At 60.5% G+C, this 18,877-nt stretch carries 18 protein-coding genes; 5 read left to right on the top strand and 13 right to left on the bottom strand.

Annotation, left to right across the window (positions count from 1 at the left end; translation table 11 throughout):
• Positions 1-6: 6 nt before the first annotated feature.
• The 5 genes from BW995_RS03375 to BW995_RS03355 all read right to left on the bottom strand — a co-directional run bounded on the left by BW995_RS03375 (position 7) and on the right by BW995_RS03355 (position 6,045).
• Positions 7-684, bottom strand: coding sequence for a site-2 protease family protein (locus BW995_RS03375; RefSeq protein ID WP_076398743.1), 678 nt, complete (start codon positions 682-684; stop codon positions 7-9).
• Between the two features lie 331 nt (positions 685-1,015).
• Positions 1,016-2,065, bottom strand: a complete 1,050-nt coding sequence (gene nagZ / locus BW995_RS03370) for a beta-N-acetylhexosaminidase (protein WP_076398742.1) — start codon at positions 2,063-2,065, stop codon at positions 1,016-1,018.
• Complete coding sequence (locus BW995_RS03365; protein ID WP_084194531.1) at positions 2,052-3,080, bottom strand: SPOR domain-containing protein; 1,029 nt, start codon at positions 3,078-3,080, stop codon at positions 2,052-2,054. The genes nagZ and BW995_RS03365 overlap by 14 nt, the downstream gene beginning before the upstream one ends.
• Positions 3,080-4,861, bottom strand: coding sequence for an arginine--tRNA ligase (gene argS / locus BW995_RS03360; RefSeq protein ID WP_076398741.1), 1,782 nt, complete (start codon positions 4,859-4,861; stop codon positions 3,080-3,082). Before argS ends, BW995_RS03365 begins: the two co-directional genes overlap by 1 nt.
• A complete protein-coding gene (locus BW995_RS03355) occupies positions 4,858-6,045 on the bottom strand; it encodes a deoxyguanosinetriphosphate triphosphohydrolase (protein WP_076398740.1) in 1,188 nt (395 codons plus the stop codon). The genes argS and BW995_RS03355 overlap by 4 nt, the downstream gene beginning before the upstream one ends.
• A 210-nt stretch (positions 6,046-6,255) precedes the next feature.
• On the opposite strand from BW995_RS03355, the gene erpA reads away from it, so the two are divergent.
• Complete coding sequence (erpA, locus tag BW995_RS03350) at positions 6,256-6,588, top strand: iron-sulfur cluster insertion protein ErpA (protein ID WP_076398739.1); 333 nt, start codon at positions 6,256-6,258, stop codon at positions 6,586-6,588.
• Between the two features lie 79 nt (positions 6,589-6,667).
• On the opposite strand, the gene BW995_RS03345 is transcribed toward erpA, so the two are convergent.
• The 5 genes from BW995_RS03345 to BW995_RS03325 all read right to left on the bottom strand — a co-directional run bounded on the left by BW995_RS03345 (position 6,668) and on the right by BW995_RS03325 (position 11,099).
• Positions 6,668-7,069: a GcrA family cell cycle regulator gene (locus BW995_RS03345; protein ID WP_076398738.1), complete on the bottom strand. Its 402-nt coding sequence runs from the start codon at positions 7,067-7,069 to the stop codon at positions 6,668-6,670.
• Between the two features lie 281 nt (positions 7,070-7,350).
• Positions 7,351-8,934, bottom strand: a complete 1,584-nt coding sequence (locus tag BW995_RS03340; RefSeq protein ID WP_076398737.1) for a TRAP transporter large permease — start codon at positions 8,932-8,934, stop codon at positions 7,351-7,353.
• An 82-nt stretch (positions 8,935-9,016) separates the two neighbouring features.
• On the bottom strand, positions 9,017-9,553 hold the full coding sequence (locus BW995_RS03335; protein ID WP_076398736.1) for a TRAP transporter small permease subunit: 537 nt from the start codon (positions 9,551-9,553) through the stop codon (positions 9,017-9,019).
• Between the two features lie 284 nt (positions 9,554-9,837).
• Positions 9,838-10,017 carry a hypothetical protein gene (locus BW995_RS03330; protein WP_076398735.1) on the bottom strand — a complete coding sequence of 60 codons (180 nt, stop codon included), beginning with the start codon at positions 10,015-10,017 and terminating at the stop codon, positions 9,838-9,840.
• Positions 10,018-10,220: 203 nt separating this feature from the next.
• A complete protein-coding gene (locus tag BW995_RS03325) occupies positions 10,221-11,099 on the bottom strand; it encodes a phytoene/squalene synthase family protein (RefSeq protein WP_076398734.1) in 879 nt (292 codons plus the stop codon).
• A 130-nt stretch (positions 11,100-11,229) separates the two neighbouring features.
• On the opposite strand from BW995_RS03325, the gene BW995_RS03320 reads away from it, so the two are divergent.
• The 4 genes from BW995_RS03320 to BW995_RS03305 all read left to right on the top strand — a co-directional run bounded on the left by BW995_RS03320 (position 11,230) and on the right by BW995_RS03305 (position 14,947).
• On the top strand, positions 11,230-12,102 hold the full coding sequence (locus tag BW995_RS03320) for a squalene/phytoene synthase family protein (protein ID WP_175616964.1): 873 nt from the start codon (positions 11,230-11,232) through the stop codon (positions 12,100-12,102).
• Complete coding sequence (locus BW995_RS03315) at positions 12,096-12,971, top strand: squalene/phytoene synthase family protein (protein WP_076398733.1); 876 nt, start codon at positions 12,096-12,098, stop codon at positions 12,969-12,971. The genes BW995_RS03320 and BW995_RS03315 overlap by 7 nt, the downstream gene beginning before the upstream one ends.
• 6 nt (positions 12,972-12,977) lie before the next feature.
• Positions 12,978-14,213, top strand: a complete 1,236-nt coding sequence (locus BW995_RS03310) for a hydroxysqualene dehydroxylase (protein WP_076398732.1) — start codon at positions 12,978-12,980, stop codon at positions 14,211-14,213.
• 137 nt (positions 14,214-14,350) lie between these two features.
• Positions 14,351-14,947 (top strand): superoxide dismutase, encoded by a 597-nt coding sequence (locus BW995_RS03305; RefSeq protein WP_076398731.1) that lies wholly within the window; start codon positions 14,351-14,353, stop codon positions 14,945-14,947.
• Positions 14,948-15,273: 326 nt separating this feature from the next.
• On the opposite strand, the gene parC is transcribed toward BW995_RS03305, so the two are convergent.
• The 3 genes from parC to BW995_RS03290 all read right to left on the bottom strand — a co-directional run bounded on the left by parC (position 15,274) and on the right by BW995_RS03290 (position 18,739).
• Entirely contained in the window at positions 15,274-17,493 is a 2,220-nt protein-coding gene (gene parC / locus BW995_RS03300) for a DNA topoisomerase IV subunit A (RefSeq protein ID WP_076398730.1), read from the bottom strand.
• A gap of 196 nt (positions 17,494-17,689) precedes the next feature.
• Entirely contained in the window at positions 17,690-18,436 is a 747-nt protein-coding gene (recO, locus tag BW995_RS03295) for a DNA repair protein RecO (protein ID WP_076398729.1), read from the bottom strand.
• A 3-nt stretch (positions 18,437-18,439) separates the two neighbouring features.
• A complete protein-coding gene (locus BW995_RS03290; RefSeq protein ID WP_139332732.1) occupies positions 18,440-18,739 on the bottom strand; it encodes a hypothetical protein in 300 nt (99 codons plus the stop codon).
• Between the last annotated feature and the right edge of the window lie 138 nt (positions 18,740-18,877).

Raw genomic sequence — 18,877 nt, 5'->3', positions numbered from 1 at the left:
CCAACTTTATGGTCCGAACAGAATCAGCAGCATCCTTGTCAGCCACTGTGTCGGTACGCCAATCACATCCCCCATGATCGACCAGTCCTGATCCAGTTGATGCCCAATCAGCGGGATCAGGACCAGAACGGCCACCAGAATCAGCATCCCTTTGTGTTCCAGCGCCGCCACTTTGCGGGCCAGCGGGACCGGCAAAATCCCGACCAGCACCCGGCCCCCATCCAACGGCGGCACAGGCAGCATGTTGAACACCGCCAGCATGACGTTAAAGTTGATCATGTTACTGGCCGTCTTGATCAGCCACGCCCGCGAAAAGGTATCCGGCATGGTGACAACCAGATGCAAGGCCAAAATGGTAAAGACGGCCAGAGCCACATTGGTCGCAGGTCCGGCAAGGGCAACCCAGATCATGTTCCGGTGCGGATTGCGCAGATTGCGCGGATCAACCGGCACCGGCTTGGCCCAGCCAATCAAGAACGGCCCGGCCAGCAACAGCAAACCGGGCAGGATCACGGTGCCGAACGGATCAATATGGCGGATCGGGTTCAACGACAGTCGCCCGGCCATTTTGGCCGTTGGGTCGCCAAAGGCGTTTGCCGCATATCCGTGGGCTGCTTCGTGCAGCGTGATGGCAAACAGAACAGGTATGATCCAGGTCGATACCAGCAAAAGAGTGTCTACCATCCGGTCTTTCTCATCCTTGCGACAAACAAAACAGCACGACGGCGGTTGCTGTCGTGCTGTTTATATGGAGTCAGGAAAAGCCCTCTGGCAAGAGGCGATCAGTGGGCGTTGTCCGCATCAGACCACAGTACACGACAATTAGTGAAACCAGTGCAGGCTGCCGCCTGAACTGCTCGGGGCCTGAGGCCCCGAACCCCCATTTTTCCTTTATGATCAAAGAAATGGGGTCTGGGGCCTCAAGGCCCCAGCGAGGTGTGGAGCAGCGCTCCACGTCCTTGTTCCCTAACTGTCGTGTCCTGTGACGTCAGATGTAACGCACGCTGGTCTGGTATCAGGCTGACTTGCTGGCGATCTCCATGCCAACCTTCAGCATTGCTTCCAGTTGCTGTTCAGCGTCAGCGGCCAAAGGCCCTTCCGGAATTTTCTTTTGTGCCTGAGCTTCCAGCCATCGCATCATCCCGCGGTCAGACAACCGACCAGTGCCCTTGACCACCGCCTGCATTTCGGCCATCTCGCCGTTGCAGTGCAAGGTCAGGTCACAGCCAGCAGCCAGAGACTGTTGCGCCAGTTCGGTGAAATCACCGCTCAGCGCTTTCATCGACAGGTCATCGGTCATCAGCAGGCCATCAAAACCAATCTGCTGGCGGATCACCGAATTGATGACAATCGGGGACAGCGTTGCCGGACGGTCCTTGTCAATTTCGCTGTAGACGATATGCGCGGTCATCGCAAAAGGAGCATCCTTGAGCATCACGAACGGCACAAAATCGGTTTCAGCCAGCGCATCCAGCGTTTCCGTAACCACGGGCAGACCAATATGGCTGTCTTCCAGGGAACGGCCATGGCCGGGAATATGCTTGATCACCGGGTAAACCCCGCGCTCAAGGAATGCCTTGCACACGGTTCGCCCCAGATGGCCAACAATTTTCGGCTTATGCGAAAAGGCCCGGTCACCGATGATGTCATGCGCCCCTTCGACCGGAACATCCAGAACCGGCGCGCAGTTCACCGTCACCCCCATCTGGCGCAATTCATCGGCCATCAGGTGGATGTTCAGACGCAACGCGGCCTCGGCAGCTGGCGGGTTCTTTTGATACCAGCGACCAAAGGGCTGCATCGGCGGTGCATCGCGCCACAGGGGCGGTCGCAGGCGGCGAACACGCCCCCCTTCCTGATCGATCAGGATCGGTGCATCCCGGTCAACGCATTCGCGCAAGTCGGCGGTCAAGGTCCGCAATTGTTGCGGGCTTTCCACGTTGCGGGCAAACAGGATAAAGCCAAACGGGTCAGCTTCGGCAAAGAAGCGCTTTTCGTCATCAGACAGGACCGTGCCAGCACAGCCCAGAATGACGGCCCGTGGCGGAAGGTTATTTACCGACAAACAAGCACCCCACTTTATCCTTGGACAGTTCGGCGCAAACATACCGCGCCCGCTCTTCGCTGGGAAGTCCGGTACCACGGACGCGATAGAAAACGCCCTTGGCACCCTGATCCGATTTTTCAATGGCCAGCGACAGGCTGCCAAGAAGGGCCGGATATTTCTGCTGCATCTGCTGCCAGACCTTGCGAGCCGAAGCCTCGTCGCGCAGAGCGGCCAGCTGAATGGTGAACGGCCCGGTGCCACTTCCCGACGGGACACCCGCCGAAGTGGCAGGGGCTGCCGGAGCCGGAGGCGTCACCATCGCCGTTTTCTGCTGCGGAGCCGGGGCCGGAGTGGCCGGAGCCGGTGTTGCCTGCGGCGTCGGCGCGGCGGCAATCGTCGCCGGTTTGCTGGGTGTTGGCGCCAGAGCGGTCGGATGCGTCGTCGCCACCGGAGCCGGAGCGACCGGCGCAGGCGCCGGTGTGCTGAGCACGGACGGCGGCCGGGTTGTGGCCTGCGGCTGGGTGGTCAGTGCCGGAGCGGGCGGTGGGGTGTTTTCCATCGCGGCCCGGCTTTCGCTCATCGGATCAACAGCAGGCGGAGCCTTGGGCTGTGCCGGGGTCGGCAGCAGGCGTTCGACCTGCTGCTGTTGCTGCTGGGCTGCCGTCGGCGAGGTGGTGTCCGCCGGATTCAGGCGTTGATACACCTGCTTGTCCTGATTGGGCACCTGCATACCGCCCGGCTGTTCCGGCTTCACCTTGTAGGTGTCATCGGTCGCTGCAATGGTCGGCACCCCGTCAACCTGGGCCTGGGGCGTGCTGCTGCCCGAGAACAGGTACCACGCGGCGGCACCCGCCACAGCGATCCCGACCAGCGCAGCCCCCATCAGCAGGCCACGGCCCTTTTGCGGCTCTTCTTCCGCTGTGGGCTCGTCCGAGAAACGCTCAGGGATAATGTCCAACAGATCGTTACGGTTATTCCCGTAACCGTAATCATCATCATCCTGATCGAAGCCAGGTTGCCGACCGCCTGTCATCAGCGCATCTCCTTCTTCGCTTCCACGCCGAATACGCTCAGACCGGACGCTATCACCGTCACCATGCCCCAGACAAGCGCCAGGCGCGCCCGGGACAGCGGCAGATTGCCGGCCTCAACAAACCGCAAATGCGTATGCTCACGCCCCTTGTTCCACAGAGCGTGGAACGCCGAGGCCACATCGTGCAGGAAATAGGCCAGACGATGCGGTTCATGCGATTCCGCCGCCTGCTCGACAGCCCGTGGCCAGGCGGCGATCAGCTTCATCAGCCCGACTTCATCGTCGTCAGCCAGCAGGCTGAGGTCCGCGCCGGCCAGAGCCTCGGCAGACACGTCGGCGTCGGGGAATGCCTCGATGAAATTCCGCTGCACCGAACAGGCGCGGGCGTGGGCGTACTGCACGTAGAACACCGGGTTGTCCTTGGACTGCTCGGTGACCTTGGCATAGTCGAATTCCAGCGGCGCATCATTCTTGCGGGTCAGCATGATGAAGCGGAACACATCCTTGCCGATGCCCGGGTGGTCGATCACTTCGCGCAGGGTGATGAAGGTCCCTGCCCGTTTCGACATCTTCACCGGCTCGCCGTTGTCCATCAGCTTGACCAGCTGGCACAGCTTGACATCCAGATGCGCCGTTCCGGCCGACAGAGCCTTGACCGCCGCCTGCATGCGCTTGACATAGCCACCATGGTCGGCGCCAAACACGTCGATCATCTGGTTGAAGCCGCGCACGTACTTGTCGTGGTGGTAAGCAATGTCCGAGGCAAAATAGGTCCACGAGCCGTCGGACTTCTGCAGCGGGCGGTCCACTTCGTCGCCAAACTGGCTGGCGCGGAACAGGGTCTGCGGGCGTGGTTCCCAGTCATCCGGCAGCTTGCCCTTCGGCGGCTCAAGCACGCCGGTATAGATCAACCCCTGTGTTTCCAGTGCTTCCTTGGCCTTGGCAACCTGCCCGGCCTGCACCAGCCCGAGTTCTGAGGTGAACACGTTGTGTTCGACCCCCAGAGCCAGCAGGTCCTGTTTGATCAGCACCATCATTTCGCTGATCCCGAAGGCGCGCAGCGCGGGCAGCCATTCGGCTTCGTCCGCCGCCACCCAGCGGTCACCGTCACGGGACTTCAGGATTTCGGCGGTTTCAACCAGATAGTCGCCGCCGTACTGGTATTCTTTGGCTTCCAGACGGCGATCGAATTCCGCCTGGGAAATCGCACCACAGGCCACCAGATAGCGACCGTGCAGGGCGCGGGCCAGCACATCAACCTGTGCACCGGCGTCGTTGACGTAGTATTCCTTGGTTACCGCATAGCCAGCCTTGGCCAGCAGCGCCGCCAGAGCATCGCCAAACACCGCTCCACGACCATGGCCGACGTGCATCGGGCCGGTCGGGTTGGCAGAAACGTATTCGACGTTGACCTTCTCACCACCGCCCATCTGGCTGTCGCCATAGGAGGCCCCGGCCTGCAGGGCAGAGCGCAGCGCCCGGTCCCACAGCCCGCGGGCAATACGCAGGTTCAGGAACCCCGGCCCGGCGGGCTCGGCGCTGTCGACGCCATCCAGAGTCATCAGCCTGGCCGCCAACTGGTCCGCCAGATCGCGCGGCTTCATGCCCGCAGCCTTGCACAGCACCATCGCGGCGTTGGTCGCCATGTCCCCATGCGCCGGGTCGCGTGGCGGCTCGACGGTGATTTTGCTGGTGTCGAGGCCAGCGGGAATAGCACCATCCGCCGCCAGGGCAGCCAGGGCTTGGACAATCAGGGTCTTGAACTCGTTATAAATGTTCATGGTTTTACCGATGGGTCAAAAAGGCGGCTGTGTTCATCCAACGCGAAACGGTCCGTCATCCCGGCAATGTAGTCAGCTACACGGCGCGCGGTCTTTGGGCTGTGCGGCCCATCACACCCACGCTGCCAATCAGGCGGCAACAAACGCGGCTCATCAAGCAACAACCCGAACAGGTCGCGGACGACGCGACGGGCTTTCGAGGTCATACGGTTGACCTTGTAGTGCCTGTACATATTCGGGAAAAGAAAGTTTTTAAAGGCCCGATCATTTTCAGCCATTTCTGCCGAAAAAGAAACGACCGGGCGATGGTTGGCCCGGACATCATTCACGCAGTGCGGGCGATCTTCGGCGACGCGGCGGCGTGTCTCGCTCAGCAGGTCATAGACCATGGCGGTGATCAGGCGGCGAACCGTTTCATAGACCAGCCGCGAGATTTCCAGATCGGGCCGCGCCCCGGAGACTTCGGCCAGGATCGGACCGATCAGCGGCACATCCAGCAGGTCCCGGGCCTGAAACAGGCCAGCTTTCAGACCATCGTCGATATCATGCGCATTATAGGCGATATCGTCGGCCAGCGCCGCCACCTGAGCCTCGGGCCCGGCGTAGCTGTGCAGGTCGAGATCATGCAGCCCGGCATATTCCTTGATGGCCAGCGGCAGGCTGTCACTGGTCCGCGTCGGGGTGATCAGCGGGCCGTTATGCTTGACCAGTCCCTCAAGGGTTTCCCACGTCAGGTTCAGACCGTCGAAGTCGAGATAGCGATGTTCCAGCTTGGTCAGGATGCGCAGCGACTGGGCATTGTGGTCAAAACCCTGATAGTCCTTCATGCAGACCTTCAGGGCGTCTTCTCCGGCATGGCCGAACGGGGTATGCCCCAGATCGTGGGCCAGAGCCAGTGCTTCGGCCAGGTCTTCGTTCAGCCCCAGTGACCGACTGACCGAGCGCGCAATCTGCGCCACTTCCAGCGAGTGCGTCAGCCGGGTGCGGAAGTTCTCTCCCTCGTGGTAGACAAAGACCTGCGTTTTGTACTGCAGACGACGAAACGCGCCGCAATGGATAATGCGGTCCCGGTCCCGTTGAAAGGCATCCCGCTCGACCATTCCCTGTTCGGGATACAGGCGTCCGCGACTGAGCGCAGGAACGCTGGCATAGGGAGCCACCGCCGTGGAAGTGCTGTGTGTCATGGTGCGACAGTACCCCTCTGGCCTTTTTCTGGCAACCGCCAATCAGGCAGTCGCTTGTCTCACCGTTCTCATATGATGTCGACACGGCGCAAACAGCTCCCCATCTTTATGGGATGGGGCTACCATCCTGTCGCACAATGCTTTAGAGTCTCCAAAGCTCCCCAGCAAACCCGACCACAGGCCAACAGCCTGATTACACGGAGTTCCGCCATGCCCGCTTCCCTGTCGATCAGCCCGTCTGCCGCTGGTCGTGTCCGCTTTCTGATGAATGCCGAAGGCAATCCGGCCCTGATGCTGCGGCTGTCCGTGTCCGGTGGTGGGTGCTCGGGGTTTCAATACAAATTCGATCTGGATACGGTGGTCAACGAAGACGATCAGGTGATCGAAGCCCATGAGGTGAAGGTTGTCATCGACGAGGCGTCCCTTGACCTGATCGCCGGTTCGGAAATTGATTATGCCGAAGACCTGATGGCTGCCGCCTTTGTGGTGCGCAACCCGCATGCCACCGCGACCTGTGGCTGTGGCAACTCGTTTGCCATGTAATCCGGCTCACGAAACAAAAAGGCCGTCGCTTCCATGGCGACGGCCTTTTTGTTTACGCATGGCATACCGCCCTCCCGGATCAGGCGGCGTCTTCATCCCGAGGGGGTGGCGATTTGGGGGATGAGGCCCCGACGTAGGCAATGGCCGCGTGTTCGGCACAGTACGGCTTGTTGGCGATCGTCGGCGCGCCACAGAAGTGGAAGCCGGGCTCGCGCGGATCACCGATCGGCCAGCGGCAGGTATGGGCCGACAGATCGACCACCGAGCGGATTTTCTGCTCTTTTTCCTTGGGCGCCGCAGGAGTCTGGCGCGGTGCCTTGGTCCGCTTGATCGGAGAGGGGCGCCCCTTCAGGCCCAGACGATGGGCCTTGCCCACGACGGCGTTTTTGGAAACGCCCAGTCGCTTGCCAATTTCTCCGGTGGTCAGACCTTCGGCCCACAGCTCTTTCAGCTGCTCGATCCGCTCGTCGGTCCAGACCATGGGCTCCGCACTTTCTCCTGACATTCGCAGCCGTCCCCTTCATGCTTCAGGCCCAATCAACGCCTTTGTCTGGTCAGGCCAAACAGGGCGGCAGGCTCGCAGACGCACCAAAATCTGCCAATGACTTATGAAACAAAGTCACCACATTGATCCATGATACAGCTATTTTTGCATTGGACAAATCCACAGTGTGCCCGGATGCAAAAAAGGATGCCCTTTCGATATGCCACAGAAGTGGGAAAACCGAAAGGGCATCCGTGCATGGTAGTGAAAAAAAGATGCTATTTGAACATCTTGTTCACATCGTCACCACCCTTGGGCATCAGATCGTCGCCCGAATTGTCGCCACCAAAGCCAAGGTCGTCTTTTTTGCCCTGTCCGGCGTCTCCACCATTCTCGTTGGCGGGCATCAAATCGTCTTCCACACCCTTCTCGTCAAGCACTGACGGAGCCGAGGCTGCAATGGGCGGGGGGGCAAACATGTACTTCGGCAATGCCGTGGCGATGGTGGGGAACGCATACAGGATCACCATCATCAGCGCCTGAATGGCAACAAACGGAATAACCCCCTTGTAGATATGGGCTGTTGTCACACTGCGCGGCGCCACCCCCCGCAGGTAAAACAACGAGAACCCGAACGGCGGGGTCAGGAAGCTGGTCTGCAGGTTCAACCCCATCATGACACCCAGCCAGATCGGGTCAACACCGTCCATGGCCAGCAGGATCGGAGCGGTGATCGGCACCACAATGAAAATGATTTCAAAGGTGTCGAGGAAAAAGCCGAGGATGAACATCACCAGCATGACGGTGAAGATCGCCCCCATCTTGCCGCCCGGCATGCCGTTGAACATCTGTTCGACCAGATGCTCACCGCCCAAGCCACGGAACACCAGTGAGAAAACCGATGCTCCCAGCAGGATGATAAAGACCATCGAGCTGATTTTCAGTGTTGATTCAATGACCTCCCGCAGAACCTTCAGACTGAGCTGACGGTTTGCTGCCGCAAGGATCAGGGCACCGATACCGCCAACCGAGGCAGATTCCGTTGCCGTTGCAATCCCGGACAGGATCGAGCCAAGAACAGCAACAATCAGCGCCAACGGGGGGATCAGAACCAGCACCACCCGCCGCCACAGGGCGGCACGGCTAATGCCGGCATCAGGCAGTGGAGGACAGCTTTGCGGCTGAAAAATCGCCTTGATCACCACCCAGCTCATATACAGGCCGACAAGCATCAGGCCCGGGATCAGGGCGCCAACGAACAGGTCACCAACGGACACCGGATCAGGGGCAAAATTGCCCTTTTTCATCTGGGCCGTAGTGTTGGCCCCCTGCAACAGGTCACCAAGAAAGATCAGCACCGTTGACGGCGGAATGATTTGCCCCAGTGTTCCCGACGAACAGATGATCCCGGTTGCCAGTTTGGGGTCATAACCAGCCCGCAGCATGGCAGGCAGCGACAGCAGGCCCATGGTCACCACCGTCGCACCAACGATCCCGGTCGAGGCCGCCAGCAGGGTGCCAACGATGATCACCGAGATCCCCAGACCACCGGGCAAGCGCCCGAACAGCAACCCCATGGTTTCCAGCAACTGCTCGGCCAGCTTGGAACGCTCGAGCATCACCCCCATGAACACGAACAGGGGGACAGCGACCAGAGACTCACTGACCATTGTGCCGAAATACCGGGATGCCAGCCCGGTCAGCAGAGAATAGTCAAAGGCTCCAAGCAGATGCCCCACCACACTGAACATCAGTGCGACGCCCGCGAGGGTAAATGCTACCGGATAGCCGATCATGACGGTTACCAGAACGGCAACAAACATCACAACAGCCAGAATTTCACCAATCAGTACCGGGTCCATAGTCTTTCCCGTGTTGTTATTTGGTGGCTTCGCCAGCGGGAAGCCACGGAACTGAAACCAGCCTCATCCGGCGTGCGAATGATCAGTGGCTCCCGCTTTTGGTTGCCCATTGCTCTTCACCGGACAGCACCAGCAGGCAGCGGGCAACCAGCGCCAAAGCCTGCAGGCCAATAACGCCGACAAAGACAAAAATAACCGATTTCAGCAGGAAGTATCCGGGCAGACCGCCCTGCTCCATCGACGGCTCGTACACGGCCCATGACGAAGCAACAAACGGCCAGCCAAAGTAAACCAGCACCGCCAGCCACGGCATCAGCCAGAACACTGTGCCCAGCAGATCAACCCACGCTTTGGTGCGGGGGCGCATATTGGCATAAACCAGATCAACCCGGACATGTTCGTTTTCACGCAGGGTGTAGCCCGCCCCAACCAGAAAAACGATGGCATGCATCCACACATAGGATTCCTGCAGGCGAATATCGCCCCAGTTAAAGCCATAGCGTGCCACCACAACGGTAAAGCACACCAGAACCACGCCAAGAACCAGCCACGCCACGCACCGGCCAATCACACCGTTAATCGCATCAACGGCGCGGACGAAGGACGCCAAAGCAGACAAAACATCTCTCCTCACACGCAACCACAGTGCTTTTCAGCATATTCCGCCAGCAACAGCAAGGGCGAAGGCGCATGAAATACACGCAATCTTAGGGCGGCAATCGGGCTGTGATCCGCACGATTGTTCCCTATGCCGCTGGTCTGGTGGAATAAATTAACGGCCCGCGAGATGGGGCCATGTATACAAACGATCCTGATATCTTGTGACCGGCCCCGCAAAAGACGTCGCCGCCACCCGTGCAGACGGGTGGCGGCGATAGATCAGACTTACTGATGCGGGGGGGATTACCGCAGGCTGCCCGGCAGGGCAATCACGCGGGCAGTGGTGTAATGACCAGCGCCCTGTGTCAGCCCGGGCCCTTCGATGCCACTCAACACCATTGCGCCATGCATGACAAAACTGACAACCAGAACGCAGGCAATTGCCCCCAGGTGGTGGGCAAGGGTAAAGCGGGGATTGTTCATGATGCTTCTCCCATCCGCGTATCATGGCGAGGCGCCAAGCCATCGTCTTCATCCGTTACATGAACAATGCCACAGGAAATCAGGAATGGAAATATCTATTTTTTATAATGAGATATGGCCACAATTTTATGTAAACGATGAAAAAGACATGCCGGATAGGCCGTTGAAAGGACAGGGAAAGCCCTGCCCTTCCCCGGCATTCCTCAGAACGTTGATCGCCATGCCCGCCACGCCAGTGTGACCGGCCGCCGGGTCGGGACCGCCAGACGCGACTCAAACGGATCATCGCCAGCCCGCTCCAGCCGCTTCAGGTAGCCTTCCGCCATCGTTCCCGGCAAGACGGCTGCGACGGCAGCCTTGCGATGGTCCGCAGCAACGCTGCCTTTCCAGACATGGCGGGCCTCGCGCAGGGCGGTCGTCGCGGCAGCCCGTAACTCGGCAACCGCAGACCGTCCACCGGCATCAATCTTCCCGGCCAGCAAGCCCGTGACATCCGCCTGATGGTCGTTCAGGATTTCGGTCGGCACATACAGTCGGTCGTGGCGGGCATGGAACGGCACTGCCCGCAGCAAGCCTCCCAGAGCATAGGCGGCACCGACCTTCCCGGCCACCTCCCCCACTGAGGCATCATGTCCACACAGAACCATTGCCACCAGCCGGGCCAGATGTCCGCCGGTACAGCGGACATACAGCGCCAGGCTTTCCTGATCAGGGATTGGACGTTCATCCATATCCCGCTCCCGCGCCTCCAGCAGCTCGTCAAACAGCTCCTGCGGAAGAGTATGGCGATGGATGGCCGCCGCCAGAGCCTGCGCCACCGGGTGGGCCGGAACCGCCTGCGGATCGCGATAGATGGCCTCAAGCGTATCCCGCCACCATTGGACGCGCATCACCCCCAAAACAGGCTCGTTGACCGTTTCCCGGATACGGGCAATCTCGCTGTTGAAGGCATAGACGGCCAAAACGTCTTCCCTGAACTCTGCCGGAGCAAACAGGGCGGTCAGAAAACGGTCCGGGTCCACGCGCTGCACCTCGCGGGCAATCGGCGAAAGGGCGGCAGCAGCCTGCGGCGACGATGGCATGAACGGGGTCCTTCCTGATCCTGACCGTGAGTTTCGGCCCGCAAGGGCGAAGCATGGTTGTGTCCCGCCCCCCGGCGGGTCTATATGTAGCGATATATAAGCCATCAACGGCAAAGAGAAATCCCCTACCGTGGTTTTAGCCCCCGCCCTTTCGGAATCCGTTCTTGTCAGCCAGTGCGTCGGCCCGGACAGCGAGAGCTTTCCCGTGCTGTGGCTTTTGCCCCCCGGACAGCGGACCACCGTTGCTGCCTATTATCGCTTTGCCCGGCTGGCCGACCATATCGCCGACCATGGCGACCTTGAAAGCGGCAACAAGATCGCCCTGCTGCACAAAATGCGGAACTGTCTGCGCGCCCCCCATGGCAGTCGGGGCAACAGCCCCTGCGAGACCATCACCACCGCCCTGCGAAACCGCATGCAGGAGCGGGGCATTTCCCTGTCTGTTGCCGATGATCTGCTGTCAGCCTTTCTGATTGATGCGGCATCGCCTGCCCGCCTGCGCACATGGGACGACCTGATGGAATCCTGTCGCCTGTCGGCGATGCCGGTCGGGCGCTTCTTGCTGGCTCTGAACAGGGAAGCTAATCCTGAAGCAGAAAAAGCTTCTGATGTGCTGTGTGCTGCCTTACAAATTCTCAATCATTTGCAGGGATTGAAAGAGGATTGGCACAGCCTGAACCGCTGCTATCTGCCCCTTGACTGGCTGGAACGGGCGGGGGGGAGCCTGGATGATCTGGCCGCATCGGATACATCTCCGGCCCTGCACGCTGTGATCGGACAAATCTGTGATTACTGTGCCTCCCTGCTGCAGCGGGCGGCAGCACTGCCGCCGCTGATCCACAGCCGTTTGCTGGCGGCCCAAAGCGCGGCAACATTGAGCATGGCCCATGCCCTGCTGCGCCAGATCCGCCAGCATGACCTGTTACGCAGCGCGCCGAAACCCTCCCGCTTCGACTGGGTTCGCGCTGGTGGTGCCAGTCTTTGGAGGCTCATCCAATGGTGAAGCTTCCTGTGGCCGAGCATTCCACTTCCCTGCTGGACGAATTGAAGGCAACCGGCAGCAGCTTTTATTGGGCCATCCGGCTGCTGCCCATCGGCAGGCGGACTGATCTGTCTATCCTTTATCTGTTTTGTCGAGCGGTGGACGATATTGCCGATGGCCCGCTACCCCCGGACGACAAAGCCGGTGCGCTGGAGCAATGGCGGACGCTGTTGACCAATCCGGCCACCCTGCCCCATGAGCCACTGGCGGCCAATGTCCGCGATCTGCTGGTTCGCCATCCGCTGTTGCGCTCGTTGCTGGTGGAAATTCTGGATGGGGTGGCGATGGACCTCCCGCCGGGTTTGCAGGCTCCCGATCAGGCGACCTTTACCCTGTATTGCCGCCGGGTTGCCGGTTACGTCGGCATGGCACTGGTGCGTTTACTGGGCTGCAACAGCCCGGCCATTGACCGTTTTGCCCTGGCGACCGGGGACGCATTGCAGTTCACCAACATTCTGCGCGATGTCAAAGCCGATGCCGACTGTGGGCGTTTGTACCTGCCTGCCCCGCTGCTGGACCACGCCGGTGTCACCACCCATGACCCGGCGCAGATTTTGCTCGACCCTGCCCTCCCCCATGCCTGTGCCCTGCTCGCCGCCGAAGCCGAAAGCCGCTATCAGGAAGCTCTGGACTTGTTCCACGACCCGGCGATCAGTGACCGGGAGCGCCGCCAGTTGCGTCCGGCCCGGGTGATGCTGGGCAGTTACCGCCTGCTGCTCCGTCGCCTGCAGCAGCGGGGATGGCAAGCCGAAGCGATTGGAAACCGCACCCGCCTGTCAGCCATACGCCTGCTGATCGAAGCCTTGCGCTGCTACACTCCCGGTTCATAACACACGATGTCGCGCCCCCGCCTGCATATCATCGGAGGAGGCATTGCCGGTCTGGCCTGTGCCGTCGCCGCCCGGCAGTTGGGGGCCGAGGTCACTCTGTACGAAGCCAGCCCGCAGTTTGGCGGGCGCTGCCGGTCCTTCCATGACCCGCTGCTGGATCGGGTGATTGATGGCGGGTCGCACCTGATGCTGACCGCCAACCACGCCCTGCTGTCCTATGCCCGCACCATCGGTGGCGCGGCGGCATTGCAGATCGGCGAGGCCCGCTTTCCCTTTTATGACCTCGACCGGCAGCGTCACTGGGCCTTGCATCCGAACAGGGGGATCATTCCCTGGTGGCTGTTTTCCGCTGCCCGCCGCTGTCCAGACGGGGGACTGCGCGACCATCTGGCGTTGTTGCGGGCCTGCTGGCCCGGCCAGACACAAACGGTTGCCCAACAGACTGCCGGGTCTCCATTGTACCAACGCCTGTTGGTGCCGCTGACCGAAGCCATCCTGAATACCAAAGCTGAACAGGCGTCTGCTGCCTTGCTGGCTAGTGTATTGCGGCAAACCCTGCTGCGCGGAAGCGCGGCCTGCCGCCCAATCTTTGCGCCGCGGGGGCTTTCCGCCGCCCTGATTGATCCGGCGGTGGCGTGGTTGCGTCAACAGGGGTGCAGGCTGCACACCAGTCAGCCGATCAGACGGATCGAGTGGACGGCTGATGGTGATGTGGCGACCTTTGACTGTCCAGCCGGACCTGTTGCCCTTGGGGCTGGCGAACGATGTGTATTGGCTGTTCCCCCGGCTGCCGTCACACGATTACTAAGGGCCGACATGCCGGTGCGGCCCACTCAGCGTATTGTCAGTGCTCATTTTCGTTTGCCGCCCGGTCCTTATCCTCCACTGCTGGGGCTGACCGGCGGGCTGGGGCAGTGGATTTTCTGCCGTCAGGATGTCGCCTCGGTGACCATCAGTGCTGCCGAGCGGCTGGACGAAACGGCCTTGCCGATACTGTGGGCCGAGGTCCGTGCCGCTTTGGGTCTGGGGGGACCGTACGAACGTTTGCCTGCTGCCCGCCTGTTCAATCATCATCAGGCGACACTGTTGCAGGACCCGGCCTGTGCGCAGATGAAAAAGGCGTTGGCACAATACCCGATCATTTTAGCCGGAGATTCATGGCATCCAACCCTGCCCTGCACGCTGGAAGCCGCTGTTTTATCCGGTCAGGACGCCGCCCGGCGGGCACTTTTTGACCGGTAACTGCTTCCTTTTCCGAAAAATTCACCTGTTGCCTCTTTACAATCTCCCCGCCAGCCACTTATGTTTTCTCAGGCTGTTTAGCATCCCTCTAAACTACCATAAAATTTTTCGATAATATCTCTGGAACGAGGTTGGTTATGGCATTCGAACTTCCGCCGCTGCCCTACGACAAGACGGCTCTGGAACCCCACATGTCGGCTCAGACGTTTGAGTTCCACCACGGCAAGCATCACAATGCGTATGTCACGAACCTGAACAACCTGCTGAAGGACTCGCCGCTGGTCGACAAGTCCCTCGAAGAGGTGATTGCCGATTCCTGGCAGAACAAGAACGCTGGTGTGTTCAACAATGCCGCTCAGGTGTGGAATCACACCTTCTTCTGGAGCAGCATGAAGCCGAATGGCGGCGGCGCCCCGACCGGTGCGATTGCCGACAAGATCAACGCCGACTTCGGTTCGTTTGATGCCTTCAAAGAACAGTTCAAGCAGGCTGGCGCCACCCAGTTCGGTTCGGGCTGGGCTTGGCTGGTGATCGAAAACGGCACCCTGAAGGTCACCAAGACCCCGAACGCCGAAACCCCGCTGGTGAACGGCCAGACCCCGCTGCTGACCTGCGACGTGTGGGAACATGCCTACTACCTCGATTACCAGAACCGCCGCCCGGACTTCCTGGCGACCTTCCTGGATCATCTGGTGAACTGGGACTTCGTGAACGAGAACCTGGCCAAGGCCTAACTCGTTACCGGGTCCAAAGCATTGTGCGAAAAGTGGGAACCGGTTTTCGCAAAGACAATGCGACAGAACAAAAGGTTAGAGCTGTGAGCGCGGTTCATGTTTAAGGCTCACAGCTCTAGAAAACCCCCTCGGGCAGAGATGTCCGAGGGGGTTTTGTTTTGTGGGGCAATACATGACAGTTTGAAAACTAGAGCGGGCTGCCGCCCGAACCTGCTCGGGGCCTGAGGCCCCAAACCCCCATTTTTTCTTTTATAATCAAAAGAATGGGGTCTGGGGCCTAAAGGCCCCAGCGAGGTTTGGAGCAGCGCTCCATGACCTTGTTTCCGTTAAAAACGATTGTTCCGCGGGAAGCCCTGCGGCGGTAACTTGCCGACACTGGCGCGCTTGCCCAGCCACGACGAGAAATCGCTTTCGGTGCGGGTCTGCTCGCCGCGCCTGAAGGTCAGGCCGTCACTGCCCTTGAACAGCTTCAGGTCCGACAGGCCGCCATCGCTGTACTTTTGCAGGATCACCCCCCGGCCACGGGCCATCTCGGGGATTTCCTCCAAGGCAAACACCAGCAGCTTGCGGTTATCACCAACCGTCGCCACATGATCATGGCCCGGCTCGATCGGCAGGCAGAACACCGCCTGCGCCCCATCCGCCGGAGTCAAAATCTGTTTGCCCTGCCGGGTCTGCGCAATCACGTCATTTTCCGCCACGATGAACCCACGGGCATCCTGTGACGCCAGTAACAGCTTGCGGTTTGGTTGATGCACAAACAGGGCGGCAATTTCGGCTTCGTTCGGCAGATCGACAATCAGGCGCACCGGCTCGCCAAAGCCGCGCCCGCGCTGGATGCGGTCGCCCAGAATGGTATAAAAGCGGCCATTGGTGCCGAAAATCAGGATGCGGTCGGTGGTGTGGGTCTGACACGCGGTCTTGAGCTGGTCGCCATCCTTGAACTTCACATCGTCAAAGCTGTCAACGTGGCCCTTGACCGCGCGGATCCAGCCCTTTTCCGACAGCAGAACGGTGATGGCTTCGCGCTCGATCACCGCTTCCAGTGGCACCACGGTGGCAGAGGGAGGCTCAGCAACCACCGTCCGGCGCTTGCCCAGAGCGGTATGCTGGCCGAACTTCTTTTTAGTCAGGGTGATTTCCGCCGCAATGGCCTTCCAGCGCAGCGGCTCGTTGCTCAACAGGGCCTCAAGCTCGGCCTTTTCCCCGGACAGGCTGCCGTGCTCACCGCGAATTTCGTCTTCTTCCAGCTTGCGCAGCGAGCGCAAACGCATGTTCAGAATGGCGTCAGCCTGAACATCGCTAAGGGAGAAGGCCTTCATCAACTGCACCTTGGCATCATCGTATTCACGAATGATGCGGATCACCTCATCAAGGTTGAGATAGGCAATCAGATAGCCTTCCAGCACTTCCAGCCGGTGGGCGATCTTGTCCAGGCGATGGCCGGAACGACGGATCAGCACATCGTGGCGATGGTCGAGGAAGGCTTGCAGCACCTCCTTCAGCGACATCACCCGTGGCACGCCGTCGCCGTCCAGAACGTTCATGTTCAGGCCAAAGCGAATTTCCAGATCGGTGTTCTTGAACAGATGTTCCATCAACACGTCGGGATCGACGCTGCGGTTTTTCGGCTCCAGAACAATCCGCACGTCTTCGGCGGACTCATCACGCACATCGGACAGGATCGGCAGTTTCTTGCCGTTCAGCAGGTCGGCAATGCGCTCGATGACCTTGGATTTCTGTACCTGATAGGGAATTTCGGTGACAACAATCTGATACAGCCCATGGGACAGACGTTCGACCTCCCACTTTGCCCGCAGACGGAAACTGCCGCGTCCGGTGCGATAGGCTTCCAGGATGGCATCCGGACTTTCCACCAGCGAGCCGCCGGTCGGGAAGTCCGGCCCCTTGACGTGCGCCACCAGCTCGGGAAGTCCAGCATCCGGGTTGCGGATCAAAAGCTGCAAGGCATCGCACAGTTCCCCGGCGTTGTGTGGCGGGATGTTGGTGGCCATCCCCACCGCAATTCCGGATGACCCGTTGGCCAGCAGGTTGGGAAAGGCGGCCGGCATCACGATCGGCTCGTTTTCTTCCCCGTCATAGGTGGCGCGGAAATCGACGGCGTTTTCATCCAGCCCGTCCATCAGGGCCATCGCCACGTCGGTCAGGCGGGCTTCGGTGTATCGCATCGCCGCCGCGCCGTCGCCGTCGATGTTGCCAAAGTTCCCCTGCCCGTCCACCAGTGGATAGCGCACGGCGAAATCCTGCGCCAGCCGCACCAGCGCATCATAAACCGAGGCATCCCCGTGCGGGTGATACTTACCGATCACGTCCCCCACCACGCGGGCGCACTTTTTGTAGCCGGTTGCCGGGTCCAGCTTCAGCAGGCGCATGGCATAGAGCAAACGCCGGTGCACGGGCTTCAGGCCATCGCGCACATCAGGCAGCGAGCGCGCAACGATGGTGGACAGGGCATAGGCCAGATAGCGTTCAGACAGCGCATCGGCCAGAGGTGCGGGGCGAATGTCTTCGGCGGGAACGGTCATTGCGGGAGAATCCCTGAGGCAGCGGGGGCAGGATCAGAAAAAGTGGATACCGGTTTTTCGTCCGAAAATGCCCCAAGCTCATACAACACGGGTCCGTTCCACCGAGCCGGCGTCCACTTCGGCGGAAAAGACCTGAGAACAAAACAAAAACTCTGTACCATAAACGGGCTGCGCTGACTATATCCCGCAACGGACCTCAGCGGTCAACAGTTTGCAGGCGGCTGACCAGATGGCCGCGTGCCCATGGCAGTGGCTTGCCAATCGTCACTTGCAGATGGTGCTGCAGGAAATAGCCGGTCAGCGCGAGGCCGGTGCAGATATCGGGATGATCCCACTGTTCCGGCCACTCCATGCCCGCTGGCAGCTCTGGCAACAGGAAGGCTGGCAACGGCAGCAGACGGTCGGCATAGGGCTGCCCCGCCTCCCGGCAGACCGCACGCCCCGAGCGTGGCGACACCCACACCAGTTCGTCCTGTCGGCCAGTTGCCGCACAGGCTGACACATCGAGCGGAAAGCCCGTTTCCGCCAGCAACAGCATTTCCCAGTGAACATAGGCGGCAGCCCAGCCCTCCCCTTGCAGGGCGACCAGCAAGGCCAGCGAGGCATCGTACAGGTCCGGGCATGGCAGCCGTTCCGGCAGCGCCCAGTCTGCCAGCGCACAAAAGGCGTTCAGGACGCTCAGGCGGCGGGGATCGCCCAGCAACAGGCTGGCCGAGCTTTCCACCGGCTCACAGGTAAAGCGCCCCAAGTGGCTTTCCAGACGCGCCCCCCAGCGGCAGGTCAACAGGGTTCCCGGCTCAAGGGTGGCGCGCTGGGACCGGCTGCGCCCGGCGGGGACTAGCCCGGCATGACGCCCGTGCGAGGCGGTCAGCAGCGATGCGATGGCGCCGCCTTCCCCGTGCGGCCGGGCGGACAACACAATGCCGACGTCGCACCATTCCATCGCTCAGTGCAAGGCCCCCAGCCCCAACAATCCCAGGCCAACGATCAACGCCGCTGCTCCGGTGATCAGGCCGGTGGTTTCCACCGTTTTACGCACTACCGGGGACGACCAGTCAAGGGTCATCGCCGGAGCCTTGTCTTCCCCTTCGGCCTTTTCGCTGGCGTTCCCGTCTTTTGGCGTCTGCGCAACGGGGGGCGCAGGAGGCGGCACCGGGCGTTTCTGGCGCAAAACCACCACGCCCCCCAAAGCCATCGCCCCGCCCCACAGGCAGAGCAAGCCGTATCCTGTCAAGGGTGTTGCCATGTTCCGTCCCTCACCTCGCGGAGCCTGACCATCATCTGGTTATAGACCTTTTTGCGCCGCGTCACAGCAAAAGCTGGGCGGGGGACTATCATATGAATTCGGATAAGTCTGACTTTTTAGAGGGATATTGACAATCCG

The organism is Insolitispirillum peregrinum, assembly GCF_900156605.1.
GTDB classification, from domain to species: domain Bacteria; phylum Pseudomonadota; class Alphaproteobacteria; order Rhodospirillales; family Rhodospirillaceae; genus Insolitispirillum; species Insolitispirillum peregrinum.
This window is presented reverse-complemented; position numbering and strand designations above follow the sequence as displayed.